Genomic DNA, 25,474 nt, shown 5'->3' with positions numbered 1-25,474 from the left:
AACGAGAACAGGACTGATCCCTTGCGGATTGTTGAGTGCCACTACGAGTTCACCGGCTTCGACGACAGCCTCGTGCGAGCGGGGACCTCGGTATATCTCTGGAACCTGGTCCGGAAGTTCCGGGATGCCGGACATGAGATATGCGCGATCACTCCGGCCCACGGTCTGCTCGACTCCCTGGCCGCGACCCACTCGGTCGAGGAACTCCCGTGGGCGATCGACGAAGAGGTACCGATCCGCCTGGATCCCGGCGTCTGGACCGGCCACCCGGAGACCGTTCACCTCCGCCTCTCCGTTCGCGCCGCGCGGATCGCGGTGGAGGGCATCCCCATCGTCTTCTTACGCGGCGGTCTGCTCGATCTGTACCCGGACACCCGTTACCCGCCGGCCGAACTCGAAGGCGAAGACCTCGGCTTCCTCAAACCGCTGGCCTTCCAGATCGCCGCCGCCCGTTACCTGGCGGACCGCGAACCACCGGGAACGGTGGTGCATCTCCACGAGCCCCGAGACCACTACCTGCTACCGGCCGCACTCGCGGATCGCGGGCTCACTGTGGTGTCCACGGTGCAGACCAACCATCCGGTGAACCAGAAGGTGTACGAGCCTGAAGCGCGGTCGGTCCTCGACCACCTGGGCGCCACCACCTCGGTGCTGGACGGGCTCGCCGATCCGCCGCTGGAGTCTCACCTGCACCAGGCGATGCGGTCGTTCCTGCCGCGCACCGCCCCCTACTCCGGCTCCTACGGCGGCGACACCACGGCCTCGGCGGCGAACTACGTCAGCACGCTCGCGATCGTGCTGCGCGCCGTCGCGGCCATGGACTTCCTCTCCGAGGGCCAGCTGCAGCACCTGCTCACGCAGGGCGGCACCCCGTTCGAGCAGCTCTTCGGACAGCTCGCCATCGCGCGTGAACTGCGCAGGCACAAGGACCGCCTGGTCGTGTGCGGGTGCGCCATCGGCGATGAGTGGCGGACCGTCGAGCGAACCGCCGACCGGCGCCGGCGTACGCTGCACGCGCTGGGCCTGGACCCCGGCCTGCCGACCATCTACCACAGCGGGCGCTACGCGCCGCAGCACAAGGGCCAGCAGGAAGTGGTCCGGGCCGTCGCGCGACTCCTGGACGACGGTGTCCGCTGCAACGTGCTCCTGCACTTCCTGACCGCGCGACCGCTCGACAACCCCGAGCTCGCCGACCTTGCCTCCCGGCACCCCGATCTCGTCCGGGTCCGGACCGAGGCGAGGGCGACGGACGACCTGATGGACTGGGCACTCGCGAGCGATCTGTCGGTGTTCCCGTCCAAGTTCGAGCTGGACACGTTCCTGATGGCGATGGGCGAGGCCATGGCCGCGGGAACGATCCCGGTGGCCACGGCACAGCGGGGAATGGCGCACTTCCAGCACGCGTACGACCTTGAGTCACCGGGAGCCGCCGGCCTCGCGGTCCGGCGTTCGTTCCGGGTCGATGATCCGCTGCTGACCCAGGAGGTATATGAGGGTCTGCGCCATCTGGTGAAGCTGATCGAGACCGATCCTGAGCGCGTGTCCGCCCTTCGCGCGCGATCGGTGGCGGTGGCACGCCGATTCACCTGGGACGTCGTGGCACGACGGTTCCTGTTGTTGTTCGAGGCCTGCCTGCGAGGCGCGGTCCCCGCGACCGCGATGGGGACGACGTTTCCCGACGTCGCGGCGGACGTACCGGCCGCCGAACCGTGCGGAGCAGCCGTACGCAAGGCGGACCTGGTCTCCGTTCGGTGGGACGGCACCGAAGCCACGCGGGTTGAGGTCGTGTTCCCCGGTTCTCCACCGGAGATCGTGGCGCTCGATCGGCAACCGGACGGCTCGTTTGCCGCAGACATCCCGCATCGGGGCACCTCACGGCTCGCGATGCTCGTGACCCGGCACGACGGTGAGCTGGCCTGGGCGGAACTGGCCGTCCCATAGATCCAGGTGCACCCTTCTTACGCGCCTTTGCGCAGGAGGATTCGAGATGGACATGCTGACGACCAACCACGAGGCCGAACTGCGCCTGGCGCTGATCGGGACGGGCAACATGGCCCGCCGATTCCTGCGGCAGTTGCCGGACAGCCGGCGGTGCAGGTTGCGCGCGATAGGCGATCGCGATCCCGATCAGGCCCGAGCGCTCGGGGAGGAGTTCGGCGACCTCTGCGAGAGCGACCTGATCTGCGGCACCGAAGATCACGCGATCACCTCTGATCAGGTGGACGCGGTCTACATCGCGACCGTCCACACCACCCACGCCCAGCTCACCATGCGTGCGATCGCCGCCGGCAGGCACGTCCTGTGCGAGAAGCCGCTGACCGTCAACCACGCACAGGCGATGACCGTCGTGGACGCCGCGCAGCACGCCGGGGTCCGCCTGGTCGAGGCGATGATGTTCCGCTTTCACCCGCAGATGGCGGCGATCCGCGATCTCGTGCGCGGCGGCGAGATCGGGGAGGTACGTCACATCGACGCGGGATTCGCGTTTTTTGTACCTTCCGCCCCGAACGCGGTCACCGAAGTCAGCGCCGACCTGGTCATCGAAGATGCCGGCGGGCTCGACGGGCGGCTGTTCGATCCGAACCTCGCCGGCGGCGGGATCCTCGATGTCGGGTGCTATCCGATGTCGATGGCGCGGGCGATCGCGGGCGCCGCGGCCGGGGTCGGCTTCCTGGACCCCGTGAGCCTCACCGGCGACGGGAGCCTCAGCGACGGCGGAGTCGACGAGTGGGCGACCGCGCAGCTGCGCTTCGGCAACGGGGTGACGGCGTCCGTGCGGACGGGTGTGCGGATGGTCGACAACAACACCGTGCAGATCGTCGGGTCGAAGGGCACGATCGAGATGCTCGACCCATGGGCGCTCTCGACGAGCCCTCGCGTCATCGTCCGCCGTGTCGGCCACCTGCCGCAGAAGCTGACGTTCCCCGCGCCCGGGGCGTACGCCCTGCAAGTGGACGCCTTCGCCGAAAGCATTCACGGCTCGGAGCCGGAGCAGGTCAGCAACGCCGACTCCCTGGGCAACAGCGCGGCTCTCGACCGATGGCGTACGGCGGTCGGGGTCTGCTACCCGTTCGAGCGGGACAACGCGACGATCCCCACGGTGTCCGCGCTGTCGCTACGTGCCCCCGCGCCGCCCGGCGGCGTGGACCACGGCGGCGGCACCGGCCGGATCGAGGGTCTGAGCAAGCCGCTCTCGCGGGTTGTCATGGGATGTGACCACCAGCCCGATCTTTCCACGGCGTCCGCGCTGTTCGACCACTACGTCACGCTCGGCGGCAACGTGTTCGACACCGCGCACTTCTATCTCGGCGGACAGGCCGAACGCCGTCTGGGCCGGTGGATCGCCAACCGTGGCATCCGTGACGACGTCGTGGTGATCGGAAAGGGCGCGCACACGCCGGACTGCGACCCGGACGGGCTGACCCGTCAGCTCCTGGAGTCGCTGGAGCGGCAGGGAACGGGCCACCTCGACGTCTATCTGCTGCACCGCGACAACGAGGACATACCGGTCGGCGAGTTCGTCGACGTCCTCAATCGGCACGCCGACGCCGGCCTCGTGCGCATTTTCGGCGGCTCGAACTGGTCGATCCGACGGGTGGACGAGGCCAACGCCTGGGCACGGGCCCATGGCAAACGCGGCTTCTCACTGCTCAGCAACTACTTCGGCCTGGCCGAACCCAACGAGCTGCCGTGGCCCGGCTGCCTGGACGCGTGCGACGCGGAATCGATCCGCTGGCTCACCGAACGGCAGCTGCCACTGCTCGCGTGGTCGGCCCGGTCCCGCAACTTCTTCACCCGAGCCGATCCTTCGGACCGGACGGACGCGACGCTGGTGCGGTGCTTCTACGGGCCGGAGAACTTCGAGCGGAAGCAGCGAGCCGAAAAGCTGGCCCGCGACTATGGCGTCTCACCCTCGGCGATCGCCATGGGCTACGTCCTGCACCAGCCTTTCCCGACGTTCGCCCTGTACGGGCCGAAGACGCTGGAGGAGTCGAGAGCCGGCTTCAGGGCCGGCGAGATTCACCTATCCGCCGAGCAGGTCGCCTGGCTACGTGGCGGGTGAGTAAGATCGCAACGAGGATGATGCTCTCGTGACGATTCCGGCGAACGGCAGCCGGCGGATGCCCGCCGGGCTCATCGCGCTGACCCTCGGCAGCTTCGGGATCGGCCTGACCGAGTTCGTGATCGCGGGCCTGCTCCCCCAGGTGAGCCTGAGCTTGGCCGTGTCCGAGGCCGCGGCGGGATGGCTGATCTCCGGATACGCGCTGAGCGTCGCGGTCGGCGCCATCGTGGTGACCGCCGCCACCAGCGGGCTGTCCCGCAAGTCGGTCCTCATCGGGCTGGTGGCGCTCTTCGTCGCCGGCAACCTCCTTTCCGCCGTCGCGTCCGACTATCCGGTGATGCTGCTCGGCCGCGTCGTCGCCGCCCTGTGTCACGGTTCGTTCTTCGGCATCGGCTCGCTCGTCGCCCGGCGCATGGTGCCGCCGGAGCGGGCGTCGAGGGCGGTGGCGGTGATGTTCGCCGGGCTGACCCTCGCCAACGTCCTGGGCGTGCCGTTCGGCGCGCTGGTCGGCGAACGCTGGGGCTGGCGCGCCACGTTCTGGGCGATCACCGTGATCGGCGTGATCGCCCTGCTCGCCATCGCGGCACTGGTGCCGGGCTGGGCCGGCGCGGTGGACCGTACGCATCCCTCGGCGGCTTCCGGCCTGAACGGGCTGCGCGTCCAGCTCCGCGCGTTCCGCTCCGCGCAGGTCTGGCTGACGCTGGCGGCCACCGCGCTCGGTTACGGCGGGATGTTCGGCGCGTTCAGCTACATCGCCTACACCTTCACCCAGGTCACCGGCTTCTCCAGCGCCGACGTGGCCTGGCTGCTCGTCGTGTACGGCACCGGCCTGGTGATCGGGAACCTGGCCGGCGGGCGGGCCGCGGACCGCAACCGGGACCGCACGCTGATCGCCTCCCTGGCCGGCCTCGCCGCCACGCTCATCGCGTTCGGCCTGCTGGCCGGCAGCCCCGCCGCGTCGGTGGTCCTGGTCTTCCTGCTGGGCCTGTTCGGGTTCGCCGCCGTCCCCGGCATGATCACCCGCGTCACCGACTACGCGAACGGCGTCCCGCTCGCCGCCAGCGCCAACGTCTCGGCCTCCAACGTCGGCAACGCGCTGGGCGCCTGGCTCGGCGGCCTGGCCATCAGCGCCGGCCTCGGCTACACCGCTCCCCTGTACGCCGGCGCCGCCATCGTCCTGGCCGGCCTCGCGGTGATGACGATCAGCGCACGACGAGCATCGGGAGAGCGCGAACAGACCGCCGTGCCTGGGTGAGCACCCACCCGTCGGCGTGGCGATCAGGCGACGCGTACGGCGGTGCTGGCGAACTGTTCGACGATGGCTCTGAACTGGGGTTTGACGGGGTCCGTTCCCGAAGGCAGGATCGCGTCTTGCTCTCATACCACCAACCGGACAACAGCGTCCGCATGCTCAACATCAGCAGGCCCCGCATTCGACAATGATCAGTCAGACGGGCTACATTGTTACCGGACAACGTTGTCCGGTTGTGATACTCGCTCCAGACAGGAGAGGACGTTGAGCGCTTTCGGCAGCAAGATCTGCCTGGTCACCGGCGCGGGCTCCGGCATTGGCCGGGCGATGGCGGTCGCCTTCGCCAAGTCCGGCGCTCGCGTCGTGGTCTGTGATGTCAACGAAGAGAGCGCTCATCGCACGGCTGCCGACATCGGCGACGCCGCCCTCGCGGTGGCCGCGGACATCGGCGAAATGGGCCGAACTGCGCGAGGGCTGCCCGGTGGCGCCGATCCGGCCGACCGGTGCTGACCCGCTGGCAGGTTCGCGTACTGGTCCGACACGCTGGTCAGCCTGGCCGAATTCACCTCTGAGGAGAAGGACGCCGCTCAGGCCGAGTTCGCCGCGTACATGAGCGCCCACGCCAAAATGATCGGCATGCTGCTGGGCGACCGCGCCAAGCGGGACCGACTCGCCACCGGCCGCTCGCTCATTCGTACGGCCAAGAGCGCAGCCTGCCTGCCGCCAATCGCAACGAGAACGCCTTTGAGCACGCCGCCGAACTGAGCTTCACCCGCTCCCCACCTGATCACCCGAATCGGAAGGGCATCCATGGAACACTCTCCGACGCCGCCTGCCCGCCTCACAGTCGCGGACCTGGGCTTCGACCCGGACGTGCTACGCGCCAGGTACCGCCACGAACGCGACCGCCGATTGCGGCCCGACGGCAACGCCCAGTACCAGGGCGCCCGTGGCGAGTTCGGCTACTACGCCGCCGACCCGTACACCGAACGCGCCGAGCGGGAACCGGTCCGCGACCGAGTCGAGGCGCTGGTGGTGGGTGGCGGCTTCGGCGGGCTGCTCACCGGCGCCAGGCTCCGCGAGGCCGGCGTGGACGGCATCCGGATGCTCGACGAGGCCGGCGACTTCGGCGGCACCTGGTACTGGAACCGCTACCCGGGCATCCACTGCGACATCGAATCATCGGTCTACCTGCCGCTGCTCGAAGAGGTCGGCTACCTGCCCACCATGCGGTACGCGCCGGGCGAGGAGATCCGCCGGCACGCCGTCGCGATCGCCGAACTCTACGACCTGTACCGCGACACGCTGTTCCACACCCGCGTCACGGAGTTGCGCTGGGACGTCGCCGCGGCCGAGTGGCAGGTGCGCACCGACCGCGGCGACGACTTCCGTGCCCGCTACGTCGTCATGTCCTCCGGCACCCTGACCCAGCCGAAGTTGCCCGGCATCCCCGGCATCGAGACGTTCCGCGGGCACACCTTCCACACCAGCCGCTGGGACTACGGCTACACCGGCGGCGACCAGAGCGGCGGCCTGCACCAGCTCGCCGACAAGCGGGTCGCGGTCGTGGGCACCGGCGCCACCGGGATCCAGGTCATCCCGCACCTGGGGCGCGACTCGCAGCACCTGTACGTCTTCCAGCGCACCCCCTCGTCGGTCGACGTGCGCGACAACCGCCCCACCGACCCGGCCTGGGCCGCCTCGCTCAAGCCCGGCTGGCAGCGGGAACGGATGGCGAACTTCCTCACCGTCGTCACCGGCGTGCCCGCCGGACAGGACCTGATCAACGACGGCTGGACCAGCACCGCACGGCTGCAACGCCACCTGATGGCCGGCACCGTCGACACCGACCTGTCACCCGAGCAGCGCGAGTACCTCGACGAGATCGCCGACTTCCAGAAGATGAACCAGATCCGCGCCCGCGTCGACGAGATCGTCGACGACCCGGCCACCGCGGAGCTGCTCAAGCCCTGGTACCGCTACATGTGCAAGCGGCCCACCTTCAGCGACCACTACCTGCAGACGTTCAACCGGCCCGACGTCACCCTGGTCGACACCGCCGACCACGGCGGCATCACCGCGATGACGGAGTCGGCGGTCGTGGTCGGCGAGCACGAGTACGAGGTCGACTGCGTCATCTTCGCCACCGGCTTCGAGGTCGGCGTCTCCGGCATCCTCTCCGGCGCCCTGCCGGTGTACGGCCGGGACGGCGCGCCCCTGCTCGGCACCTGGCGGCAGGGCCCCCGCACGCTGCACGGCTTCTACGGCCACGGCTTCCCGAACCTGTTCCACCTGGGCCCGCTGCAGAACGCCTCCGCGGTCAACTTCGTGCACATCCTGCAGGAGCAGGCCACCCACATCGGCGCCGTGGTCGCCGAGGCCCGCCGGCGTGGCCTCGGTGTGGTCGAGCCGACCAAGGACGCCGAGGACGCGTGGGTCGCCACCATCCGGGAGCTGGCGCCGGACCACAGCCGGTTCCAGGCCGAGTGCACGCCCGGCTACTACAACAACGAGGGCAAGCCCCGCCGGGTCAGCCAGACGTACGGGCCCGGTCCGGTCGCCTTCCACGACCTGCTGCGCCGGTGGCGTACCGAGGGCGGCATGGACGAGATCCTGGCGGGCAACCGATGAACCGCCGCAAGACCGAGCTGCTGGTCCGGGCGAGTCCGCTGTGGGGGTCGAACGGCATGGCCTTCGGACCCGACGGGCGCCTGTACGTGGCCCAGTTCCTCGCCGGTCAGATCAGCGCCGTCGACCTGGCCACCGGCGACGTCGAGGTGGTCGTGCCACCGGACGGGCCGCTGCACTCCCCCGACGACCTCGCCTTCGACAGTGACGGCGCGATGTACGTGACCGACCTGGTCCCGGGCCGGGTGTGGCGACGGGGCCCAACCGGGGACTTCACGCTCGTCACCGGCGAGATCACCGCGCCCAACGGCATCGCCTGCGTCGGAACCAGGGTGTTCGCCAACGAGATGATCCCGGGTGGACGCCTGCTGGAGCTGTCCCCGGCCGGCGGCGAACCCACGGTGCTCACGGCGGGTCTTGCCATGGGCAACGCGATGCAGCTCGGCCCGGACGGGCAGCTCTACTACCCGCACATGCTCACCGGCGAGGTGTTCCGCATCCCGCTCGACGGCGGCGAGCCGGAGCTGGTGGCCGCGGACGTCCCCGATCCGGTCGCCGTGCGCTTCGACCGCGCCGGCGCCCTGCTGGTCCTCGCCCGCGGGGCGAGCGGGATCGTCACGCGCGTCGACCTGGCCGCCACCGGCGACCGGTCGGAAATCGTCAGCGAGCTCAACGCCCTGGACAACGCCGCCTTCGACGCCGACAACCGGATGTTCGTCTCCAGCTACGCGCATGGCGGCGTCGCCGAGCTCGCGGCCGACGGACGTACCCGCCAGATCGTGCCCTGCGGCCTCGGCGGCCCTTTCGGGGTGACCATCGATCTCGGCGGCGGCGTCCACGTGGCCGACCACTACCGCCTCACCCAGCCCGCCGACCGGCCGGACGAAGACGTCACCACCACCGAGCAGCTGACCTTCGTGCACGGCATCGCCGCCGACGGCGACCTGCTCCACACCACCTCCCAGTACGGGCACGTACGCACCTACGACCGCAGCTCCGGCACGGTACGCACCCGGGCCGACGGCCTGAACCGGCCGCTGGGCATCGCCGTGCGCGCCGACGGCACGCTGCTGGTCGCCGAATCCGGCGCCGGCCGCATCGTCGCCATCGACCACGACGACCAGGTCAGCGTGCTGGCCGAGGGCCTCGGCCGCCCGGTCGACGTAGCCGTCGACGCCGGCCGGCACTGCTACGTCAGCGACGAGCAGCTCGCCGCGGTGTACCGCGTCGAGCACGGCGTACCCGTGCTGCTGGCCGACGGGCTCGGCACCCCGCAGGGCATCACCGTCCACGACGGCACCATGTACGTCGTCGAGACCGCCCACCGCCGCCTGCTCGCCATCGACCTCGCCACCGGCGACGTGGAGGTCGAAGCCGGCTCGCTTCCGGTCGCGTCCGCGGCCGGCCTGACCGGCCCGGAACCGGGCCTGTTCATCCCGCCCGGCCTGCCCGGAATGCCGCGGCCGTTCGCCGGGATCGCGGCCACGGCGGACGGCTCCCTGATCATCGCTGCGAACGGCGACGGCAGCGTCCTGCTCCTCCACCCCGAAGAAGCCGCACCTGGCCGGAGTGACCGCTGAGCCCGCGATGCCTGAACGTGGAATCCGATGGTCTCGGGGACGGGGTAGTCGGAGCGATCCAGCCGGCCCGAGGAGATCGCGGCCCTGGCCGTGGAGCGATGGCGGGGCATGACGGCGGGCGGCCGACGCGCGTGAGCGCGGCCGCCCGCCGATATCCGCTGCCCCGGGCGGTGACTACGTCCTGTAGCGGTACAGGATCCGGCCGCGGGTCAGGTCGTACGGGCTGAGCTCCACGAGCACCCGGTCGTATGGCAAGATCTTGATGTAGTTCTTCCGTATCTTCCCGCTGATGTGCGCCAGTACTTTGTGCCCGTTCTCGAGCTCCACCCTGAAGGTGGCGTTACGCATGCACTCGATGACCGTGCCCTCTATTTCGATACCGTCTGGTGATCTTGCCATCGTTCTCCCACCTCTTCACTACGAATGCCGTTGACGCGAGCCGCAGTGCGGTCTCAGTGGAGCACCAATTCCAGATTGCTGCCCGTACGCCGGGCGCCGACGCCCTCGAACAGCGCCATGGCCGCCTGGTTGGACTCGTTCACCTCGGCCGAGGCCGCTTCGGTGCCGCTGTGGTGCAGGGCACCCAGGACGTGGGCGAGCAGCGCCCGGGCGATGCCGCGGCGCCGCCGGCCGGACCGGACCGCGATCAGCCCGATCCGTGGCCGCCTGGTCACCGCTGCCAGCCGGACCAGGCCCACGTACTGATCGGGCCCTGCGGCCACCGCGTACTTCGACGGATCCAGCACGATCGGGCCGGGCACCACCTCGGCGGGCATCTCCTGCCAGCCGACGGTGGCCTCGACCTCGTCGCGGATCGCGCGGTCCAACGTACGCAGAGGGGCCTCTTCCACCTTGCCCGCGGCCACGATCGTCATGCCCTCCGGTGGTGGCACCGAGTCGAGACCCGTGATCCGCGGGTCGGTGGGCACGAGGTACTCCCACTCGCGGCGTCGGATCGCGAACCCGGCGCGCTCCCACTGCGACGTCAGGTCAAGGTCGGCCTCGTCGACCACCGTGTGCAGCGGCCTCGGCAGGTCCGCCAGCATGGCGTCGGCGAGCCGGTCGAAGACCTCGCCGTCCCACGCGTCGATGCTGAGGAACATCCGTCCGTCGGGCCTGCGTGACACGTCGCCGCGGCCGACCACCCGGTCGCCCTCGACGGCGTGCCATTGCCGCTCCGCAACCCGGCTGATCGCTACGGCATGCTCGCCGGTGCGTGACGGGAAACAATCAGAATTCATAGGTTGTCGCCTTTCGGGATCGCCTTGTCGAGGCGCTCCCGGCGACATCTATGTCAGTCGCCCGACCGTGACGACGAGGGGAGCACCCACATCGATACAGCGTTCATGGGTCTCACCTCCTCGTGCGGTGTCACGGTTCGCAGGAGGCTATCAACGCGCGGATCGTCCCGTCCAACCATTTTCCCGGGCCGCCCGGGCCGCCCGGGCCATGGCCGAGCGGATCCACGGGACGGTACGGGACCTACCCGCGGTGGAGGACGTCATCCACCACGGCCAGCGACAGCGTCTTGTAGCCGACCGAGTCGAACAGCACGGTGATCCGGTCGTGTTCGCGGCTCATGACCGTCCCCGCCCCCCACATCTTGTGCGTCACCCTCGCCTGCACAGGTAGCTCCCCACCGTCCGAGGCGGGCGCCGGTCCGGGTGCCGGGCCGTTCTCGCAGGTGTCGCAGGTGCCGCAGGTGCCGCAGGTTCCGGCGTACGGCTCGCCGAAGTAGTGGAGCAGAAACCGGCGGCGGCAGCTCCTGGTCTCCGCGTAGCCGCGCATCATGTCGATCCGCGAGTCGTCCACGCGTCGTCGCGCCTCGTCCAGCTCGGACGCTCGCGCGGCGGCCCGCTCCGGCGTCAGCGTGCGGGAGGCGTACCGCAGGTCGCCGGTGTGGGTCACGGTGAGCGCGCCCGCGCGTTCCAGCAGGTTGACGAGCCTGGCGAGGTTGGACGTGCTCACCTTGAGCAGCGCGGCCAGTTCGCCCGCGGGCACCGTGCCGGCGTGTTCGCGAACCAGCGTCGCCACGCGCAGCAGCGCCTCGGCGTCGGCTCGCCCGCCGGTGAAGAACCGGCGCAGGCCCAGATCCTCCTGCCGGTAGAACAGCACCGCCGAGGCCGGGGCGCCGTCCCGTCCCGCCCTGCCGATCTCCTGGTAGTACGCGTCGGGCGACTCCGGCGGCTCGGCGTGCAGCACGTAGCGCACGTCGGGCCGGTCGATGCCCATGCCGAACGCCGACGTCGCCACGACGGTGTCCACCTCGCCCCTGGTGAACAGCTCGTGCACGCGGGTGCGTTCGGTGGCCCGCATGCCGCCGTGGTACGGCTCGGCCCGGCGTCCCTTGCGGGTCAGGGCGGCCGCGTACTGCTCGGTCTCCTTGCGGGTGGCGACGTACACCAGGCCGAGACCGCTCTGGGAGGCGGCGTGCTCGACCAGCGCCCGCTTCTTGTCCTGGGCGGAGACGAAGCGGCGGACCTCCAGCGAGATGTTCGGGCGGTCGAACCCCCTGATGATCTCCGCTGGGTCGGTCAGCCCCAGCGAGCGGATGATCTCCTCGCGGACGTTCGGGGCGGCGGTGGCGGTCATCGCCACCACCGGCGGATGGCCCAGGCGCTCGATGACCTTCCCGAGCCGCAGGTAGTCGGGCCGGAAGTCGTGGCCCCAGGACGAGACGCAATGGGCCTCGTCGATGACGATCAGCGCGGGCCCGGCCTGCGCGAGGCGTTCGACGACGTCGGCCTTGGCGAGCTGTTCCGGGGACAGGAACACGAACGCCGCGTCCCCGGCCGTCACCTTCTCCAGCCCGGCCGCTACGGAGGAGGTCGAGTTCACCGCCACGGCGCCGCCCGCGTCCGCCTTGAGCAGGTGGGTCACCTGGTCGCGCTGGAGCGCGATCAGCGGTGAGACGACGATCGCGGGGCCGTCGAGCAGCAGCGTGGGCACCTGGTAGACCGCTGACTTGCCGCCGCCGGTCGGCATGACGAGCAGCACGTCGCGGCCCTTGAGTAAGTGCTCCATCGCCTCCTGCTGGCCCGGGCGCAGCTCTCTCCAGCCGAAGCGCCGCAAGGCCGTGGCCCGCAGCTTGCGCCCCCGCCGCCCGAACCGGCCCTTCAACCTCATCCACAAGCCCATGCCACCCCTGCCCTCCGCTCGGTGGCGGTCATTACCCGCGCTGGCGGGCCGCATGCCTGCGACCGATCGGGCCGCAGCTTACGGCAACTCGCCCGCCAGGCCGGGCACTCCCCACATCGAACCGCACACCGGCGTCAGCCCTTGACCGCGCCGGCGCTCAACCCCTGGATGAGGAAGCGCTGGACGTACGCGAAGAGCACGACGACGGGCGCGACGGCGATCAGGCCCCCGGCGGCGAGAGCGCCGAAGTCGGTGCCGAACTCCCCCAGCAGGTAGCTCAGCCCGACGGGCACGGTGAACCGGTCCTGCGAGCTGATGAACATGATGGCGAACAGGAAGTTGTTCCACGCGCTGATGAAGGCGAAGGACCCGACGGCGACGATCCCGGGCTTCAGCAGCGGCAGGACGACCGCGCAGAACGCCTGGATCCGGCCGCACCCGTCCACCTGGGCCGCCTCCTCCAGGGAGACCGGCACATTTCTGATGAAGCCCGCCATGAGGACGAGGGAGAGCGGCAGGTGGAAGACGGTGTCGGCGATGATCAGGCTCCACAGGCTGTTCGTCAGATAGAGCCCGTTGAAGATCTGGAAGAGCGGGATGAGCATCATGGCGCCCGGGATGAACTGCGTGCACAGCATGATGACCAGGAAGACGTTCTTGCCGCGGAAGGTGAGGCGGGCGAGCGCGTACCCGCCGAGCATGCCGATCACCGTCGACACGAGGAGGCTGGCGACCGCGACGACGATGCTGTTGCGGAAGTAGACGCCGAAGCCCGAGCCCTCCCAGACCCTGCGGAAGTTCTCCAGGGTGATGGGCCACGGCACGAGGGCCGTGGAACCCGGCGGCCGGAAGGCGAACAGCACCATCCAGTACAACGGGACGAGCGTGAAGAGCAGGAACAACGTCAGCGGCAACCACAGCATCAGGCGGCCGCCGACCGAGCGCCGCCGCTCGCGGGCCGCGTGCGCGCCGGTCGCGTGCCCCCGGGTCGGTGGTGTCGCCGGGGCCCGCCCGACGTCGTCGCGGGTGGCGAGGCTCACTTGCCCTCCTTGGAATCGCCGGAGCTGATGCGCAGGTAGACCAGGGACGCGAACGTCAGCAGCAGGAACGCCGTGACGGTGAGCGCGGAGCCGTAGCCGAAGTCCTGGTCGTGGATGGCGGTCTGGGCCACGTAGAGCGGCAGCGTGGTCGTCGAACCCGCCGGGCCGCCGGCGGTCATCGTGTACAGCAGGTCGACGTTGTTGAACTCCCACACCGCCCGCAGCAGCGTGGCGATGACCACGGCCCTGCGGATGTGCGGCCAGGTCACCGCCGAGAACCGGCGCAGCGGCCCGGCGCCGTCGACGTTCGCAGCCTCGTACAGCTCCAGCGGCACCGACTGCAGGTCGGCGAGGATGAGGATGGCGAAGAACGGGATGCCCTTCCACAGCTCGGCGATGACCAGGGCCCAGAAGGTCGTGCCGGGATCCGACAGCAGGGAGGTCCCGTACTCGCCGATGCCCATGGACGCCAGGTAGTGCCCGATCCCGGTGGTCGGGTTGTAGAGCAGGATCCAGATCGTCGTCGTGAGGATGCCCGACACCGCCCATGGGCTGAAGGCCAGGGCGCGGGCCAGCCCGCGGCCCACGAAGGTGCGGTTCAGCACCAGCGCCAGCGCCAGGCCGAGCACGAACTGCAGCCCCACCTCCACGAACACCCACTGGGCGGTGAAGCGCAGGCTCCGCCAGAACCGCTCGTCGGCCAGCAGCGCCCGGTAGTTGTCCAGGCCGGCGAACCCGTCGTCGAGGGGCCGGGTGAGGTTGTGGTGGCGCAGGCTCTCCCAGAAGACGCTGAGCACGGGATAGAGCAGGAAGACCAGCACCAGCACGACGGCTGGCGCGATCAGCAGGTACGCGTGCCCGGCCCGGGACCCGGCCGGGCGGTGCACCGGTTCGGCGGTCGTGGAGCTCATCCGTGCTCCTTGTCGTACTTGCGCTTGGCCGTGGTCAGGGCCGTGGCCGCGGCGGTGAGGAAGTCACGGGGCGTCAGGCTGCCCTGCAGCACCTTCTGCCACTCCGGAAGCAGGTCGGTGACGGTGATGGAGGTGAATTCCGGCAGGTAGTAGGGCTGTTCCAGGGTCACGACGCCGGGCTTCGCGGCAGCGTCCAGCGCGGCCTTCATGGCGGCGTTCTCGGTCACCCACTTCTCTTTCGCGACCGTCTTGTTGCCCGGGAGGTATCCGGACTTCTGGGCCCAGAAGCTGTTGCCCTCGGGCTCCATCGTGTAGGCGAGGAACTTCCAGGCCTCCTCCTGGTGCTCGCTCTCCTGGAACATCGCGAACCCGGTCGTCATCCAGCCGGTCAGCACCTGGCCGTCCGGCCCGGGGAAGGGCGCGACGGCGCCGACCTTCTCGGCTCCCAGGGCGGCGACGTGGTTGGGGTAGGAGCCGATGCTGTGGCTCAACATGGCCGCGCCGCCGTTGCCGAACTGGGCCACCATGGTCTTGAAGTCTGCGGTCAGATCGCTGCGCGCGGTCTGCTTGCCGAACAGGGCCACGTACTTCTCGCAGGCGGCGATGACCGCGGGGTCGTCCAGCGTGGAGGACCCGTCCTCGCGGAAGAACGTGCTCACGCCCGCGCGTGGATAGACCATCTGCACGAACTGGCTGAAGAAGCCGTTGCCGCCGCGCAGCGTGTAGCCGAAGCGGCCGGAGGAGGCGTCGGTGAGGCGGCTCGCGGCCGCGTCGAAGTCCGCCCAGGTGGCCGGCGGCTTCAGCCCGGCCTCCTGGAACCAGTCGGCGCGATAGTAGATCACGTCGGCGAGGCTGGTGGTGGGCGTCAGGTAGAGCTTGCCGTCGGGGGCGGCGGCCCGGGAGGACTTGAGCATCTGCTCGGAGATGTGCTGTTCGAGGCCGGCCTTCTTCAGGCGTTCGTCCAGGGGGGCAAGCGCGTTCTGGGCCACCAGGGCCGCGAGGTCGGACGCCTTCGGGGTGAGCAGGTCGGGTGTGGAGCGCGTGGCGATCGCAGTGTTGATCTTCTGCATGTACTGGTCGGTGGGCAGGCCCAGGTAGTTGATGCGGATGCCGGGGTTCTTGGCCTCGAACATCGAGATCAGCTTCTTGAGGTTGGCCGTGCGCTCCGGGCGGGTGTCGGTGTCCCACAACTGCAGCGTGACGCTGCCGCCGCTGCCGCCGCCTGAACCGCCGCAGGCGCTCACCGCGGACGCCAGACCCATGGCGACGCCGGCCTGTGCCGCCGTCCGGATGAAGCTGCGCCGGGACAGGGCGGGCCGGCCGAGGACCTCGGCCGGGTGGTGCTGACGGGTCATGGGTCTTTCCTCTCGTTCACCAAGAACTGCGCTCCGCTGTGCGGTTGCCATACGGTACATGAGATATGAGATTTAGGGTATGGTCGGTTCTATACAATGGGCCATATGCCCTCCGATCCCCCCGGCGGCCAGACGGAGCGCCGGTTGCGGTGGTCGATGACAAGTGAAGGAGCGCGGGTGAGTGAGACAGCGTTGGGCGCGATCAAAGCGTCTTCGAGGACGGCCCTCGTCCTCGAAGCGCTGCGTCGCGGCATTCTGAGCGGCGAGCTGCCGGCCGGGCGTGCCCTCGTGGAGGTGGAGCTCGCCAGCCGTTTCGGTGTCTCCAAGACTCCGGTGCGCGAGGCGCTGAAGACGCTCAGCGGGGCCGGCCTGGTCACCATCAGCGAATACACCGGGGTGACGGTCCGCAAGGTCGACGAGCGCCTCACCCGGAGCGTGTTCGACGCCCGGTGCCTGATCGAGCCGGCCGCGGTGCGGCGAAGCGTCGAGGCCGGGCTGCGCGACGGCGGCCGGCTCGCCCGCGAGGCCCTGCGCAAGTCGGACGAGGCCACGGACGAAGTGACCCGCAGCCTCGCCAATCGCGACTTCCACCGCGCCCTCTACGCCGACTGCGACAACGAGGTGCTGGTCGGCGTGCTCGACCAGCTGCGCGACCAGACGGCCCTCATCTCCGTCAACGTCTGGTCCCAGCGTCCCTCCTGGGAGGACGAGGCGCAGGAGCACCGGCAGATTCTCGAGGCGGCACTGAACGGGCAGGCCGACGAGGCGGCCCGGCTCGTGTTGCAGCACATCAGCGTGTTCCAGGAGCGGGCGCTCCAGCAGATCAAGGAGGCCGGCCGTGAGGTTCGGTGAGCTCTCCCGGGCCCTGCGCGACGTCGTCGCCATCCCGGTCACGCCCTACGCCGGCGGCGTCCCCGACCTCGCGCTGTACCGTTCCCTGCTGCGCCGCCTGGTCGACGCGGGCGTCAACGTGCTCACCCCGAACGGCAACACCGGCGAGTTCTACGCCCTGAGCGCCGAGGAGCGGCTCCAGCTGATCACGGCCGCCGCGGAGGCCGTTCAGGGAGAGGCGCACCTCATGGCCGGGATCGGCCTCGACGTCGCCACCGCCGTCGAGGAGGCCCGCCACGCGGCGGCGCATGGCATCCGGATGGTCATGGTGCACCAGCCGGTGCACCCGCACGTGTCGGCCCAGGGCTGGCTCGACTACCACAGGGAGATCGCCGAAGCGGTGCCCGACCTGGCCCTGGTCCTCTACCTGCGCAACGCCTGGGTGGACGGCCGGCTGCTGACGCGGCTGGGCGACCTGTGCCCCAACGTGATCGCCCTGAAGTACGCCGTCGCGGACGTGAACCGTTTCGCGCAGCTCCGCGCGGAGACAGGACCCGACCGGTTCGTCTGGATCGCCGGGCTGGCCGAACCGTACGCGCTGTCCTACGCCGTCCACGGGGCCGAGGGCTTCACCTCCGGGCTGGTGAACGTCAACCCCGCCTTCTCGCTCCGGCTCAGGGACGCCCTGCGCGAGGAGCGCTATCCGGCGGCGGAGCGGATGCTCCACGACATCGCGCGGTTCGAGCACCTGCGCGCGGTCGACGGCGGAGCCAACAACGTCAGCGTCGTCAAGGAGGCGATGCACCAGCTCGGCCTGTGCGACCGCGCGGTCCGGGCGCCGAGCACCGTCCTCGGCGAACCCGAACGGCAGGAGGTCGCGCGGATCCTCACCGAGTGGGCGAAGGCCGACGACCTCGGGCCCCTGCCCGTGGCGGCGTCATGAGGATCAGCGGCCTCCGCTCGTTCGTGCAGCGCGTCGGCGATCGTCCCCGGGTGCTGGTGCGCGTCGACACCGACGAGGGCGTCAGCGGCTGGGGCGAGGCCTACAACCACGGCCCCGACCTGGCGCTCGGCCCTCTGCTCGACTACCTCGGCGGGCAGATCAGGGGTAAGGACCCGCGGCGCGTGGAATACGTGTCCCAGCTCCTCCTCCGCACCGCCAGGTTCCCGCAGGGGGCGCTCGGGCTGGCGGCGATCGCCGCCATCGACCACGCGCTGTGGGACATCACCGCCAAGGCGCTCGGCGTGCCCGTCTACCAGGTGCTCGGTGGCGCCGTACGGGATCGGGTGCGCGTCTACTGCGGGCTCTACTCCGCGCCCGACCCCGACGAGTGCCGCCGCCAGACCACCGAACTGCACCGGCAACACGGATTCACCGCCTTCAAGCTGAGCCCGTTCCGAACGGACCTGCACGCCAGACGCTGGGGCCTCGTCGTCGCCGAGACGGCGGAATGGGCTCAGGAGGTCAGGCGGTGCTGCCCGGAGGAGTTCGACTTCGCCTTCGACGCGCACGCCAAGATCTTCGAGCCCTACCAGGCGGTTCAGCTCGGCAACGCCCTGGCGCCGGTGGACCCGCTCTTCCTGGAGGAGCCGCTCCGCCCGGAGCACTTCGCCTCCTGGGGCCACCTGCGCCGGCAGTTGGAGGTGCCCCTGGCCACCGGCGAGAGCCTGTACTCTCCCCACGAGTTCCTGAACCTGCTCACCCACGGGGGCGCCGACCTCGTCCAGCCGGACATCTGCGTGGTGGGCGGCATGTCCCAGATGCGGCGCATCGCGATCCTCGCCGAGACCTTCAACACCATGGTGGCGCCCCACAACCCGATGGGGCCACTCGCCACCGCGCACAACGTGCACTTCGCCGCGGCCTGCAGCAACTTCTCGATCCTGGAGTACAAGCCGGAGACGACGAGGTGGTGCCCGGACCCGTACGTGCCGGTCGACGGGCACCTGGACCTGCGGCCCGACCGGCCCGGCTGGGGGATCACCATCGACGAGGACGCCCTGGCGGAGGACGACTACGTGCACTGGGAACGCCGGGTTCCCGTCCGGCCGGACGGGTCCCTCGCGTTCTGCTGACACGGCGGGGCCCTGGCAGGTGCGGGGCGTCTCCGGGTCGGTGATCATGTCGCCGCCGGCACCTGCCCCACTTCACGCCACCGGTTGCCTGACGGTCAGATTCCACGCGGTGGCCGCCTGTTCGAAGCCGTCGTCATCCGCCAGGAGCGCGCTGATCGCCGGCATCACCGCGGCGGTGGCGCCGTGGATGCCGTAGGCGACCGCCCTGGGACCGTCGCTGCGCGGCGTCAGGCGGGCTGCGGGGCGGGCGTCGCCGGAGCGGCCGCGACCTTGCGGGTCTCGCGCATCATCAGCAGGCCGTTGACCATCATCAGCGTCGCGGTCAGGGCGTGGACGCCGAGCGCGGTGGCCACGGAGCCGTGGTGGGCCAGCACGGTGGTCATGTCGCCGTACGCGGCGAGGGCCTCCACCAGCAGCACCCAGCCCAGCGCCCGGCGGTGGCCCGTCACCAGCAGGATGCCAAGGACCAGGGCCAGGACGACGTCGCGGATTCCCTTGATGATCAGGAAGCCGCCGCCGTCGCCGGACGGCCAGCTCGGCAGGCCGAACCCCGGCGCCGTCGTCTCCGGGCTCAGGATGAAATCCGTCCCGAACCAGAGGATGAAGAGGATGAAGGCGGCGGTCAGGACGGTGTTGATCTTCTTCAGTGACATTGTTCTTCTCCTGCGAGGGCTTGGGAGTTCTGTGGGGTCTGGTCAGGCGGCGCGGACGCGGCTGATGTGGCGGGCGTAGCGGGGGCGGCCGATGATGTGCCAGATGCCGCGTACCGGAGCGGGAAGGGCGGACAGGAGCGTGGCGCGCTCGTCCGCCCCGGCGGCGGCCTCCCACGCCGGGACCGCGGCGTCCAGCCTGGTCAGCGTGGCCGCGACGCGCTCGTGCTGTGCCTCCATGCGCAGGACGATGTCGGCCTCCAGATCGACCCGGGACAGCAGCGGCGGCCACAGCAGCTCGTCCTCGCCCTCGTGATGGTTCTTCAGTCCCAGCCGGTAGTCGCGGAAATGGTCGGCGATCACCTTGGCGCGAGCGGTGTCACCCGGGGCGACCGCCGCGACGAGCTCCGTCAGCAGCCGCGACTCGCGACGGAAGGCGCGGTGGACGATCTCCATGTCCTGGGTGTTGACGCTCATCTGTTCCTGCCCTTCATCGGTGGCGATGTGTTCAGGCTGCTCCCGGGTATTTGGAGGGGGCTTGGAGCCGATTTGGAAGCGTCCACGTACGATGTGCGAATCATGGTTTTCATCCGGGTGCTGGGCTCGTTCGCGACCGAGGTGAACGGTGCGGCCGTTCACCTCGGCGGGCCGCGGCAGCGGGGCGTGCTGGCGTTGCTGGTGGCGGCGCGTGGGCAGGTCGTGCCGGTCGATCGGATGATCGAGGATCTGTGGCGCGAGGAGCCGCCCGCGCGGGCGCTGATGTCCTTGCAGGCGTATGTGTCCAACCTGCGCCGGCTGCTGGAGCCCGGGCGCCCGCCGCGCACGTCGGCCCGGCTGCTGGTGAGCGCGTCGCCCGGCTATGCGCTGCGGCTGCCGCCGGAGTCGGTGGACGCGTGGCGGTTCGAGGACCTGCTCGACCAGGCCCGTACGGTCACCGACCCGCGTGCCGCCCGGTCCCGGCTCGCCGAAGCGTTGGGGCTGTGGCAGGGACCGGCGTTCGCCGAGGTCGCCGACGAGCCGTGGGCCGCCGCCGAGACGGCCCGGCTGAACGAGCTGCGCCTGCTCGCCACCGAGCTGCACGTCGCGGCGGGTGTGCGAATCGGCGACGCTGCCGCGGTGGTCCCCGAGGCCGAGCGGCTCACCCGCGATGAGCCGCTGCGCGAGGAGGGCTGGCGGCTGCACGCCCTGGCACTGTGGAGCAGTGGCCGCCAAGCCGACGCGCTGGCGACGCTCCGCCGCGCCCGCGGCATCTTCGCCGAGGAGCTCGGGCTCGACCCTGGCCCGGACCTGACGGCGTTGGAGGAGGCGATCCTCACCCAGCGCACGGACGTCCTGCGCGAGACCGTGCCCCCGCCACCGCCGACCGCGCCGCTGCCGCGGCCGGCTCCGATCAACGAGGCGCCGTTCGTCGGACGCGAGGCGGAACTGTCGGCGCTGGTCACGGCCGCCACTGAGGCCGCCACTGAGGCCGCCACCGACGGCGCCCGCATCGCCCTTGTCACCGGCGAGGCCGGGCTCGGCAAGTCGACGCTGCTGGAACACCTGGGCAGGCGGCTTGAACGTGACGGATGGCTGGTCGCCGTCGGCCACTGCCCCGAGGTCGACAGCGCGCCGCCCGCGTGGGCCTGGACCGAGGCGCTGAGAGCCGTTGCCGCGGCCACGTCCCCGGGCGAGTTCGCCGACGACCTCGCGCCGCTGCTCACCGACGCCGAGCCGGTGAACGCCGACGCCACCGCGGGACGGTTCCGCCTGCGCCAGGCCGTGTGGAAATGGCTCGCGGCAGTCGCCGCGGAACGCCCGGTCGCCGTCGTGCTGGACGACCTGCACTGGGCGGACGCCGCCACGCTGGAGCTGCTCGGCGGCGGCCTCGGCATGCGGGCCCCGATCCTGGTCGTCGCCGCGTACCGCGCGGACGAGAGCGGGCACCTCACCGAAACGCTGGCCTCCCTCGCGCGCGCCACGCCCCTCCGCCTGGCGCTGCCGGGGCTGAACGACGAGGCTGTCGCGGAGCTCGTACGGACCGAATGCGAGGCCGACGAGGAGACCATCGCGGGGATCGCCGAGCGCACCGGCGGCAACCCGTTCTATGTGCGCGAAAGCGCCCGGCTGCTGAATGGCGAAGGCGCGCTGGTCGCCCTCTCCGAGGTCCCCGAAGGCGTACGGGACGTCCTCCGCCGCCGGCTCGCGCGCCTGCCCGAGGGAGGCGTGTCCATCCTCCGGCTGGCCGCGGTCGCAGGCCGGGAAAGCTCGGTGGACGTCCTCGTCAAGGCCGCCGACACCGACGAGGACGGCGTGATGGACGCGCTGGACGCGGGCGTCATCGCCGGGCTGCTGAACGAGCCCGCCCCCGGACGCGTCCGCTTCGTCCACGCCCTCGTCAGGGACACGCTCATCGCCGACCTCAGCCGCCTCCGCACAGCCCGCATGCACGCCCGGATCGCCGCCGCTCTTGAAGGCACCCACGACATCGCGGCGCTGGCTCACCACTACGCGCGCGCCGGCTCACCAAAGGCCGTCGGCTACTGCGTCCAGGCCGCCGAGCTTGCCGAGGCCCGCTACGCCCACGACGTGGCGGCCGCCCTCCTCACCGACGCCGTCGCCAACTCGACCGGACCGGACGAACGCGTCGAATTGCTCGGCAGGCTGCTGCGCGCGCAGATCCGGGCGGGAGCCGTCGGAGCCGCCCGCGAGACCCGCCGTGAAGCTGTGGAGTACGCGGAGTCCCTGGGCCGCGACGACCTGATGATCGCCGCATTCACCGCGTGGACGGAGCCGACCACCTGGCAGGCCCGTATGTACGGCACGGTCGACCGGTCCATCGTCGACCGCCTGAGCCGCCTGCTGAAGCGCGACCTGACCCCTTCGGTGCGGTCCCGGTTGCTGATGGCGTACGTGGACGAACTGGTCGGCGAGGACGACCCGACCGTTCTGGAGGCAGCGCAGGAGGCACTCGACCTCGCCACCGGACCCCGGCTGCGGGCCGCGGCACTCCAGAGCCTGGCCCGAGTCCACGGCGACGCCGAGCTCTGCCGAGAACTCGTGGCGATCGGCACCGAGCACGACCTGCCCGTCTACCGCGTCACCGGGCTGATCAACCTTGCCACCGTCGCCGCCGCCGCCAACGACCCGGTGACCATGCGCCAGGCGACCACCGAGGCCCTGGACCTCGCGCGCACCTACCGAATGCGCGAGGCGATCGCCGTCGCCGAGATCACGCTGGCGACCCTGGCGCTCGTCGAAGGCCGATTCGCCGACGCCGAGCGCCTCTACATCAAGGCCGACGAGGGCATGCAACGCGCCGGATCGGTGCACGCCACGGGCTTTCTCCAACTCGCCCTGGCCACGATCTGGCTGAACGACGGCACGCTCGGTGCGCACCTGGACGACGTGCGCGCCCTCCACACCGCGCTCGACCCCATGACCTCCGACCTGCTCGCGCTCGCCCTCCACGCCAACGGCCTGGACGCCGAAGCCCGCGAGGTCCGCGCGTCACCCAGCCCGATCCGCCCCGACTTCTTCTTCACCTTCCTCACAACGTTGCGCGCGATGGCCATCGTCGCCTTGAACGACCGCGACGCCGCCGAGGAGATCTACGCGACGCTGCTTCCGCACCGCAACGGCCCTCCGGCGGGCGCCGCGAGCCTGGCGGTGGCGCTGCGCCCGGTCACCCACACCCTCGGCGAGCTGGCCCTCTTCCTGGGCCGCACCGAGGCCGCCGCCCACTTCACCCAGGCCGCCACCATCGCCGACCAGTGGAACGCACCCCACTGGGCCGCCGAGGCCCGGTCGCGAACGACCACCGACGATCGCGGCCGCCGTTGAGCGTTTCCTGGCGTCCCGTGCCGCGGTCACCACCCGTGCCGGCTACGCCGAGCCCCTCACCCGGCTGACCGCCATCACCGGCCCGGAGCGTCCGGTCGCCACGCTCACCCCCGTAACCTCCCGGGTGTCGGTCAGGCGGGTGGCGATCTGCAAGGACAGGGCCGCGGCACCACACCACGGCGCAGGTGGCCGCCGCGTGCAGCGGCCAGCTCGCCAGGACTCACCCCGCAGGTCAGAGCCATGAGCGCCAGCGCATCGGCGCAGGCTTGACCAGTCAGCTGTTCGGCCCAAGCGCGCAGGGCGGCCAACTGGCCGGCCGAGCACAGCTCCGACACCTCGGCCGGGGCCTTCATCGGCGACAGTCGCTGCTCGCCGTGTTCCCGCCATACCAGGATCGCGCGCACCGAAGACCATCACCGACAGCGCACAATCCCGACTTCATCACAAGCGGATGGCGGGCCGGACCCAATGATCCTTTCCTGGTTGCTTACCCGACATACTGGTATGCCCCGATTCAGAAAGGGCCGCGCCATGTATCCGCCACCCCCCTCCTACCCTGGCTACCCGCCACCGCAGATGCCCTTACGCCCGGTCCGCGGCGTCGCCATCTTCGCCATGGTGGCCTTGGTGTGCGACTCGCTCATCGGGATGGTCGCGGCCGTGATCGATCTCTGGTACGCCTCGCTTGTGGACCGTATGATCGCCGACGTCGACTCCGTGCCCGAGGCGGAGATCGACACAGGCGATCTCATATACGGCCTGTCCGGCATCCTGGAGACGATCGTCTACGTCGTGGCCATCGTGGCGTTCCTGGTCTGGTTGTTCAGGGTCCGGGCGAACGCCGAAATCCTCTCACCCGGCGGCCACCGGCGCGGCCAACCGTGGCTGATCTTCGGCTGGATGGTGCCCATCGTCAACTTCTGGTTCCCGAAGCAGATCGTGGACGACATCTGGTCTGCCTCCGCCCGCGTTCCCTCGCCTCCTCGGGGGCTGTTCAACGCCTGGTGGGCGGCCTGGCTGATCGGCACCTGGGTGGCCAACGTGGCCGGCCGCCTGCTGTTCAAGGCCGACGAACTGGAGCCGCTGGCCGCCGCCGCGCGGTTCGACGTGGTGGGTATCGCGCTGATGCTCATCGCGGCCGTGCTGGCGATCGGTGTCATCCGCAAGATCACCGAGGCCCAGGAGGAGCACCGCTCAGCCGCCGCCGGCATGCCCTCCGAAGGCATGCCTCTCGGCGGCATGGCTCCCGGCGGCTACCCGGGGCACTGACGGTTGCTCCGCCGGGCGCCAACCGGGTGACGAGGCGACCACCGTGGCGGTCTTCATCGGCCGCGCCGATGAGGCCGACCGCGGAGCCGGCGCCCGCGAGAGTTCGAGCGCCACCGACGAGGCCTGCGAGCGGCCGAAAGTCCCGCACGGGACGCGTGCGGGACTTTCGGGTCGGAAGTGGCTTCCCCAGGACGGACTTCCGAGTTGAAAAGCGACGTGATCAGTGTCTCGGCGACGGCATGGTGGTCAGCAGTCGATCCGGATGGTGGTGGTCCGGTTGCGGATGTTGGTCGCCAGCGTCACACCGGCTCCGTTGTTGACGATGGAGGTCAGGTAGACCGTGCCTCTGTTGTCGTCGTACAGGTGAACCGTCCCTCCTCCTCTGTTCCGTACCGACTCGATGTTGTTGTTGAACGACGTTCCTTCGAGCTGCCAGTAGCCACCGGCCGAGCAGGAGGGCGCGTCCCACCTGCTACCGCTGCCACCGGTCCCCGTCCAGTAGCAGCTGTAGCTGCTCGGGCAGTCGCTGAAGGCCAGGATGCCGACCTCACTGGCGCGAACCGGGACGCTGAGGACGCTCTCCCCCTTCTCGTTGACGAGGACGACCGGTTTCTCGTCGGCCGGGGTTGTGGCGGACGAGGGGGCCGCCAGGCCGAACACCGCGAAGATTACCGCGGCGAACGTGATCAGGGTCCTTCGCATTTTTCTCCTCACTTCGACTGGCATTACCTGCGATTTCCGAATGCGTGTTTCCGGCGATTCACGGGTTGTGCTCGTCGCCATTCCCCGCGATCTCACTCAGTTGTAGGTGACCCGTGGGTTGTCCAGCGAGGGCGCGGCGACTGGATAACCAAAGCGC

21 protein-coding genes are annotated in these 25,474 nt (G+C 70.3%); 11 read left to right on the top strand and 10 right to left on the bottom strand.

Going from position 1 to position 25,474, the window contains the following annotated elements:
- Positions 1-21: 21 nt before the first annotated feature.
- The 6 genes from ACWDRB_RS31600 to ACWDRB_RS31575 all read left to right on the top strand — a co-directional run bounded on the left by ACWDRB_RS31600 (position 22) and on the right by ACWDRB_RS31575 (position 9,523).
- Positions 22-1,941: a glycosyltransferase gene (locus ACWDRB_RS31600; protein ID WP_449899783.1), complete on the top strand. Its 1,920-nt coding sequence runs from the start codon at positions 22-24 to the stop codon at positions 1,939-1,941.
- A 46-nt stretch (positions 1,942-1,987) separates the two neighbouring features.
- Positions 1,988-4,063 (top strand): aldo/keto reductase, encoded by a 2,076-nt coding sequence (locus ACWDRB_RS31595; protein ID WP_449899781.1) that lies wholly within the window; start codon positions 1,988-1,990, stop codon positions 4,061-4,063.
- 28 nt (positions 4,064-4,091) lie between these two features.
- Entirely contained in the window at positions 4,092-5,318 is a 1,227-nt protein-coding gene (locus ACWDRB_RS31590) for an MFS transporter (RefSeq protein ID WP_449899779.1), read from the top strand.
- Between the two features lie 261 nt (positions 5,319-5,579).
- On the top strand, positions 5,580-5,825 hold the full coding sequence (locus ACWDRB_RS31585) for an SDR family NAD(P)-dependent oxidoreductase (RefSeq protein WP_449899777.1): 246 nt from the start codon (positions 5,580-5,582) through the stop codon (positions 5,823-5,825).
- Positions 5,826-6,125: 300 nt separating this feature from the next.
- The gene (locus tag ACWDRB_RS31580) at positions 6,126-7,946 is read left to right on the top strand and encodes a flavin-containing monooxygenase (protein ID WP_449899775.1); all 1,821 of its coding nucleotides are present in this window, start codon (positions 6,126-6,128) and stop codon (positions 7,944-7,946) included.
- Positions 7,943-9,523, top strand: coding sequence for an SMP-30/gluconolactonase/LRE family protein (locus ACWDRB_RS31575; protein WP_449899773.1), 1,581 nt, complete (start codon positions 7,943-7,945; stop codon positions 9,521-9,523). The genes ACWDRB_RS31580 and ACWDRB_RS31575 overlap by 4 nt, the downstream gene beginning before the upstream one ends.
- Before the next feature lie 174 nt (positions 9,524-9,697).
- Here ACWDRB_RS31575 and infA read toward each other — a convergent pair whose 3' ends face one another.
- The 6 genes from infA to ACWDRB_RS31545 all read right to left on the bottom strand — a co-directional run bounded on the left by infA (position 9,698) and on the right by ACWDRB_RS31545 (position 15,967).
- Positions 9,698-9,922 (bottom strand): translation initiation factor IF-1, encoded by a 225-nt coding sequence (gene infA / locus ACWDRB_RS31570; protein ID WP_350734166.1) that lies wholly within the window; start codon positions 9,920-9,922, stop codon positions 9,698-9,700.
- 53 nt (positions 9,923-9,975) lie between these two features.
- The gene (locus ACWDRB_RS31565) at positions 9,976-10,764 is read right to left on the bottom strand and encodes a GNAT family N-acetyltransferase (RefSeq protein ID WP_449899769.1); all 789 of its coding nucleotides are present in this window, start codon (positions 10,762-10,764) and stop codon (positions 9,976-9,978) included.
- 241 nt (positions 10,765-11,005) lie between these two features.
- Complete coding sequence (locus ACWDRB_RS31560) at positions 11,006-12,649, bottom strand: RecQ family ATP-dependent DNA helicase (RefSeq protein ID WP_449899766.1); 1,644 nt, start codon at positions 12,647-12,649, stop codon at positions 11,006-11,008.
- Between the two features lie 146 nt (positions 12,650-12,795).
- Positions 12,796-13,701 carry a carbohydrate ABC transporter permease gene (locus ACWDRB_RS31555; protein ID WP_449899763.1) on the bottom strand — a complete coding sequence of 302 codons (906 nt, stop codon included), beginning with the start codon at positions 13,699-13,701 and terminating at the stop codon, positions 12,796-12,798.
- A complete protein-coding gene (locus tag ACWDRB_RS31550) occupies positions 13,698-14,612 on the bottom strand; it encodes a carbohydrate ABC transporter permease (RefSeq protein ID WP_449899761.1) in 915 nt (304 codons plus the stop codon). The genes ACWDRB_RS31555 and ACWDRB_RS31550 overlap by 4 nt, the downstream gene beginning before the upstream one ends.
- On the bottom strand, positions 14,609-15,967 hold the full coding sequence (locus ACWDRB_RS31545; protein WP_449899758.1) for an ABC transporter substrate-binding protein: 1,359 nt from the start codon (positions 15,965-15,967) through the stop codon (positions 14,609-14,611). The genes ACWDRB_RS31550 and ACWDRB_RS31545 overlap by 4 nt, the downstream gene beginning before the upstream one ends.
- Positions 15,968-16,144: 177 nt before the next feature.
- Here ACWDRB_RS31545 and ACWDRB_RS31540 point away from each other — a divergent pair, with 177 nt between their 5' ends.
- From ACWDRB_RS31540 to ACWDRB_RS31530, 3 genes are read left to right on the top strand one after another with little or no spacing between them, the layout of a single operon-like run.
- A complete protein-coding gene (locus tag ACWDRB_RS31540; RefSeq protein ID WP_357748999.1) occupies positions 16,145-16,819 on the top strand; it encodes a GntR family transcriptional regulator in 675 nt (224 codons plus the stop codon).
- On the top strand, positions 16,806-17,741 hold the full coding sequence (locus ACWDRB_RS31535) for a dihydrodipicolinate synthase family protein (protein ID WP_449899755.1): 936 nt from the start codon (positions 16,806-16,808) through the stop codon (positions 17,739-17,741). Before ACWDRB_RS31540 ends, ACWDRB_RS31535 begins: the two co-directional genes overlap by 14 nt.
- Positions 17,738-18,874: a mandelate racemase/muconate lactonizing enzyme family protein gene (locus ACWDRB_RS31530; protein ID WP_449899753.1), complete on the top strand. Its 1,137-nt coding sequence runs from the start codon at positions 17,738-17,740 to the stop codon at positions 18,872-18,874. Before ACWDRB_RS31535 ends, ACWDRB_RS31530 begins: the two co-directional genes overlap by 4 nt.
- 227 nt (positions 18,875-19,101) lie before the next feature.
- Here the strand turns inward: ACWDRB_RS31530 and ACWDRB_RS31525 are convergent, their stop codons facing one another.
- Together ACWDRB_RS31525 and ACWDRB_RS31520 are read right to left on the bottom strand one after the other, a co-directional pair.
- On the bottom strand, positions 19,102-19,527 hold the full coding sequence (locus ACWDRB_RS31525; RefSeq protein WP_449899751.1) for a DUF4267 domain-containing protein: 426 nt from the start codon (positions 19,525-19,527) through the stop codon (positions 19,102-19,104).
- A gap of 42 nt (positions 19,528-19,569) precedes the next feature.
- A complete protein-coding gene (locus ACWDRB_RS31520; RefSeq protein WP_449899749.1) occupies positions 19,570-20,001 on the bottom strand; it encodes a hemerythrin domain-containing protein in 432 nt (143 codons plus the stop codon).
- 102 nt (positions 20,002-20,103) lie between these two features.
- Here ACWDRB_RS31520 and ACWDRB_RS31515 point away from each other — a divergent pair, with 102 nt between their 5' ends.
- The gene (locus tag ACWDRB_RS31515) at positions 20,104-23,346 is read left to right on the top strand and encodes a BTAD domain-containing putative transcriptional regulator (protein ID WP_449899746.1); all 3,243 of its coding nucleotides are present in this window, start codon (positions 20,104-20,106) and stop codon (positions 23,344-23,346) included.
- A 131-nt stretch (positions 23,347-23,477) separates the two neighbouring features.
- On the opposite strand, the gene ACWDRB_RS31510 is transcribed toward ACWDRB_RS31515, so the two are convergent.
- Entirely contained in the window at positions 23,478-23,750 is a 273-nt protein-coding gene (locus tag ACWDRB_RS31510; protein ID WP_449899744.1) for a hypothetical protein, read from the bottom strand.
- Positions 23,751-23,850: 100 nt separating this feature from the next.
- Between ACWDRB_RS31510 and ACWDRB_RS31505 the strand changes: the two genes are divergently transcribed.
- On the top strand, positions 23,851-24,615 hold the full coding sequence (locus tag ACWDRB_RS31505) for a DUF4328 domain-containing protein (RefSeq protein ID WP_449899742.1): 765 nt from the start codon (positions 23,851-23,853) through the stop codon (positions 24,613-24,615).
- A gap of 246 nt (positions 24,616-24,861) precedes the next feature.
- Here the strand turns inward: ACWDRB_RS31505 and ACWDRB_RS31500 are convergent, their stop codons facing one another.
- Entirely contained in the window at positions 24,862-25,317 is a 456-nt protein-coding gene (locus ACWDRB_RS31500) for a peptidase inhibitor family I36 protein (protein ID WP_449899739.1), read from the bottom strand.
- Positions 25,318-25,474 lie beyond the last annotated feature (157 nt).

It is taken from the genome of Nonomuraea sp. NPDC003707, from assembly GCF_053587055.1.
The sequence above is the reverse complement of the archived record's forward strand: the minus strand, read 5'-3'. Positions and strand labels throughout refer to the sequence as shown.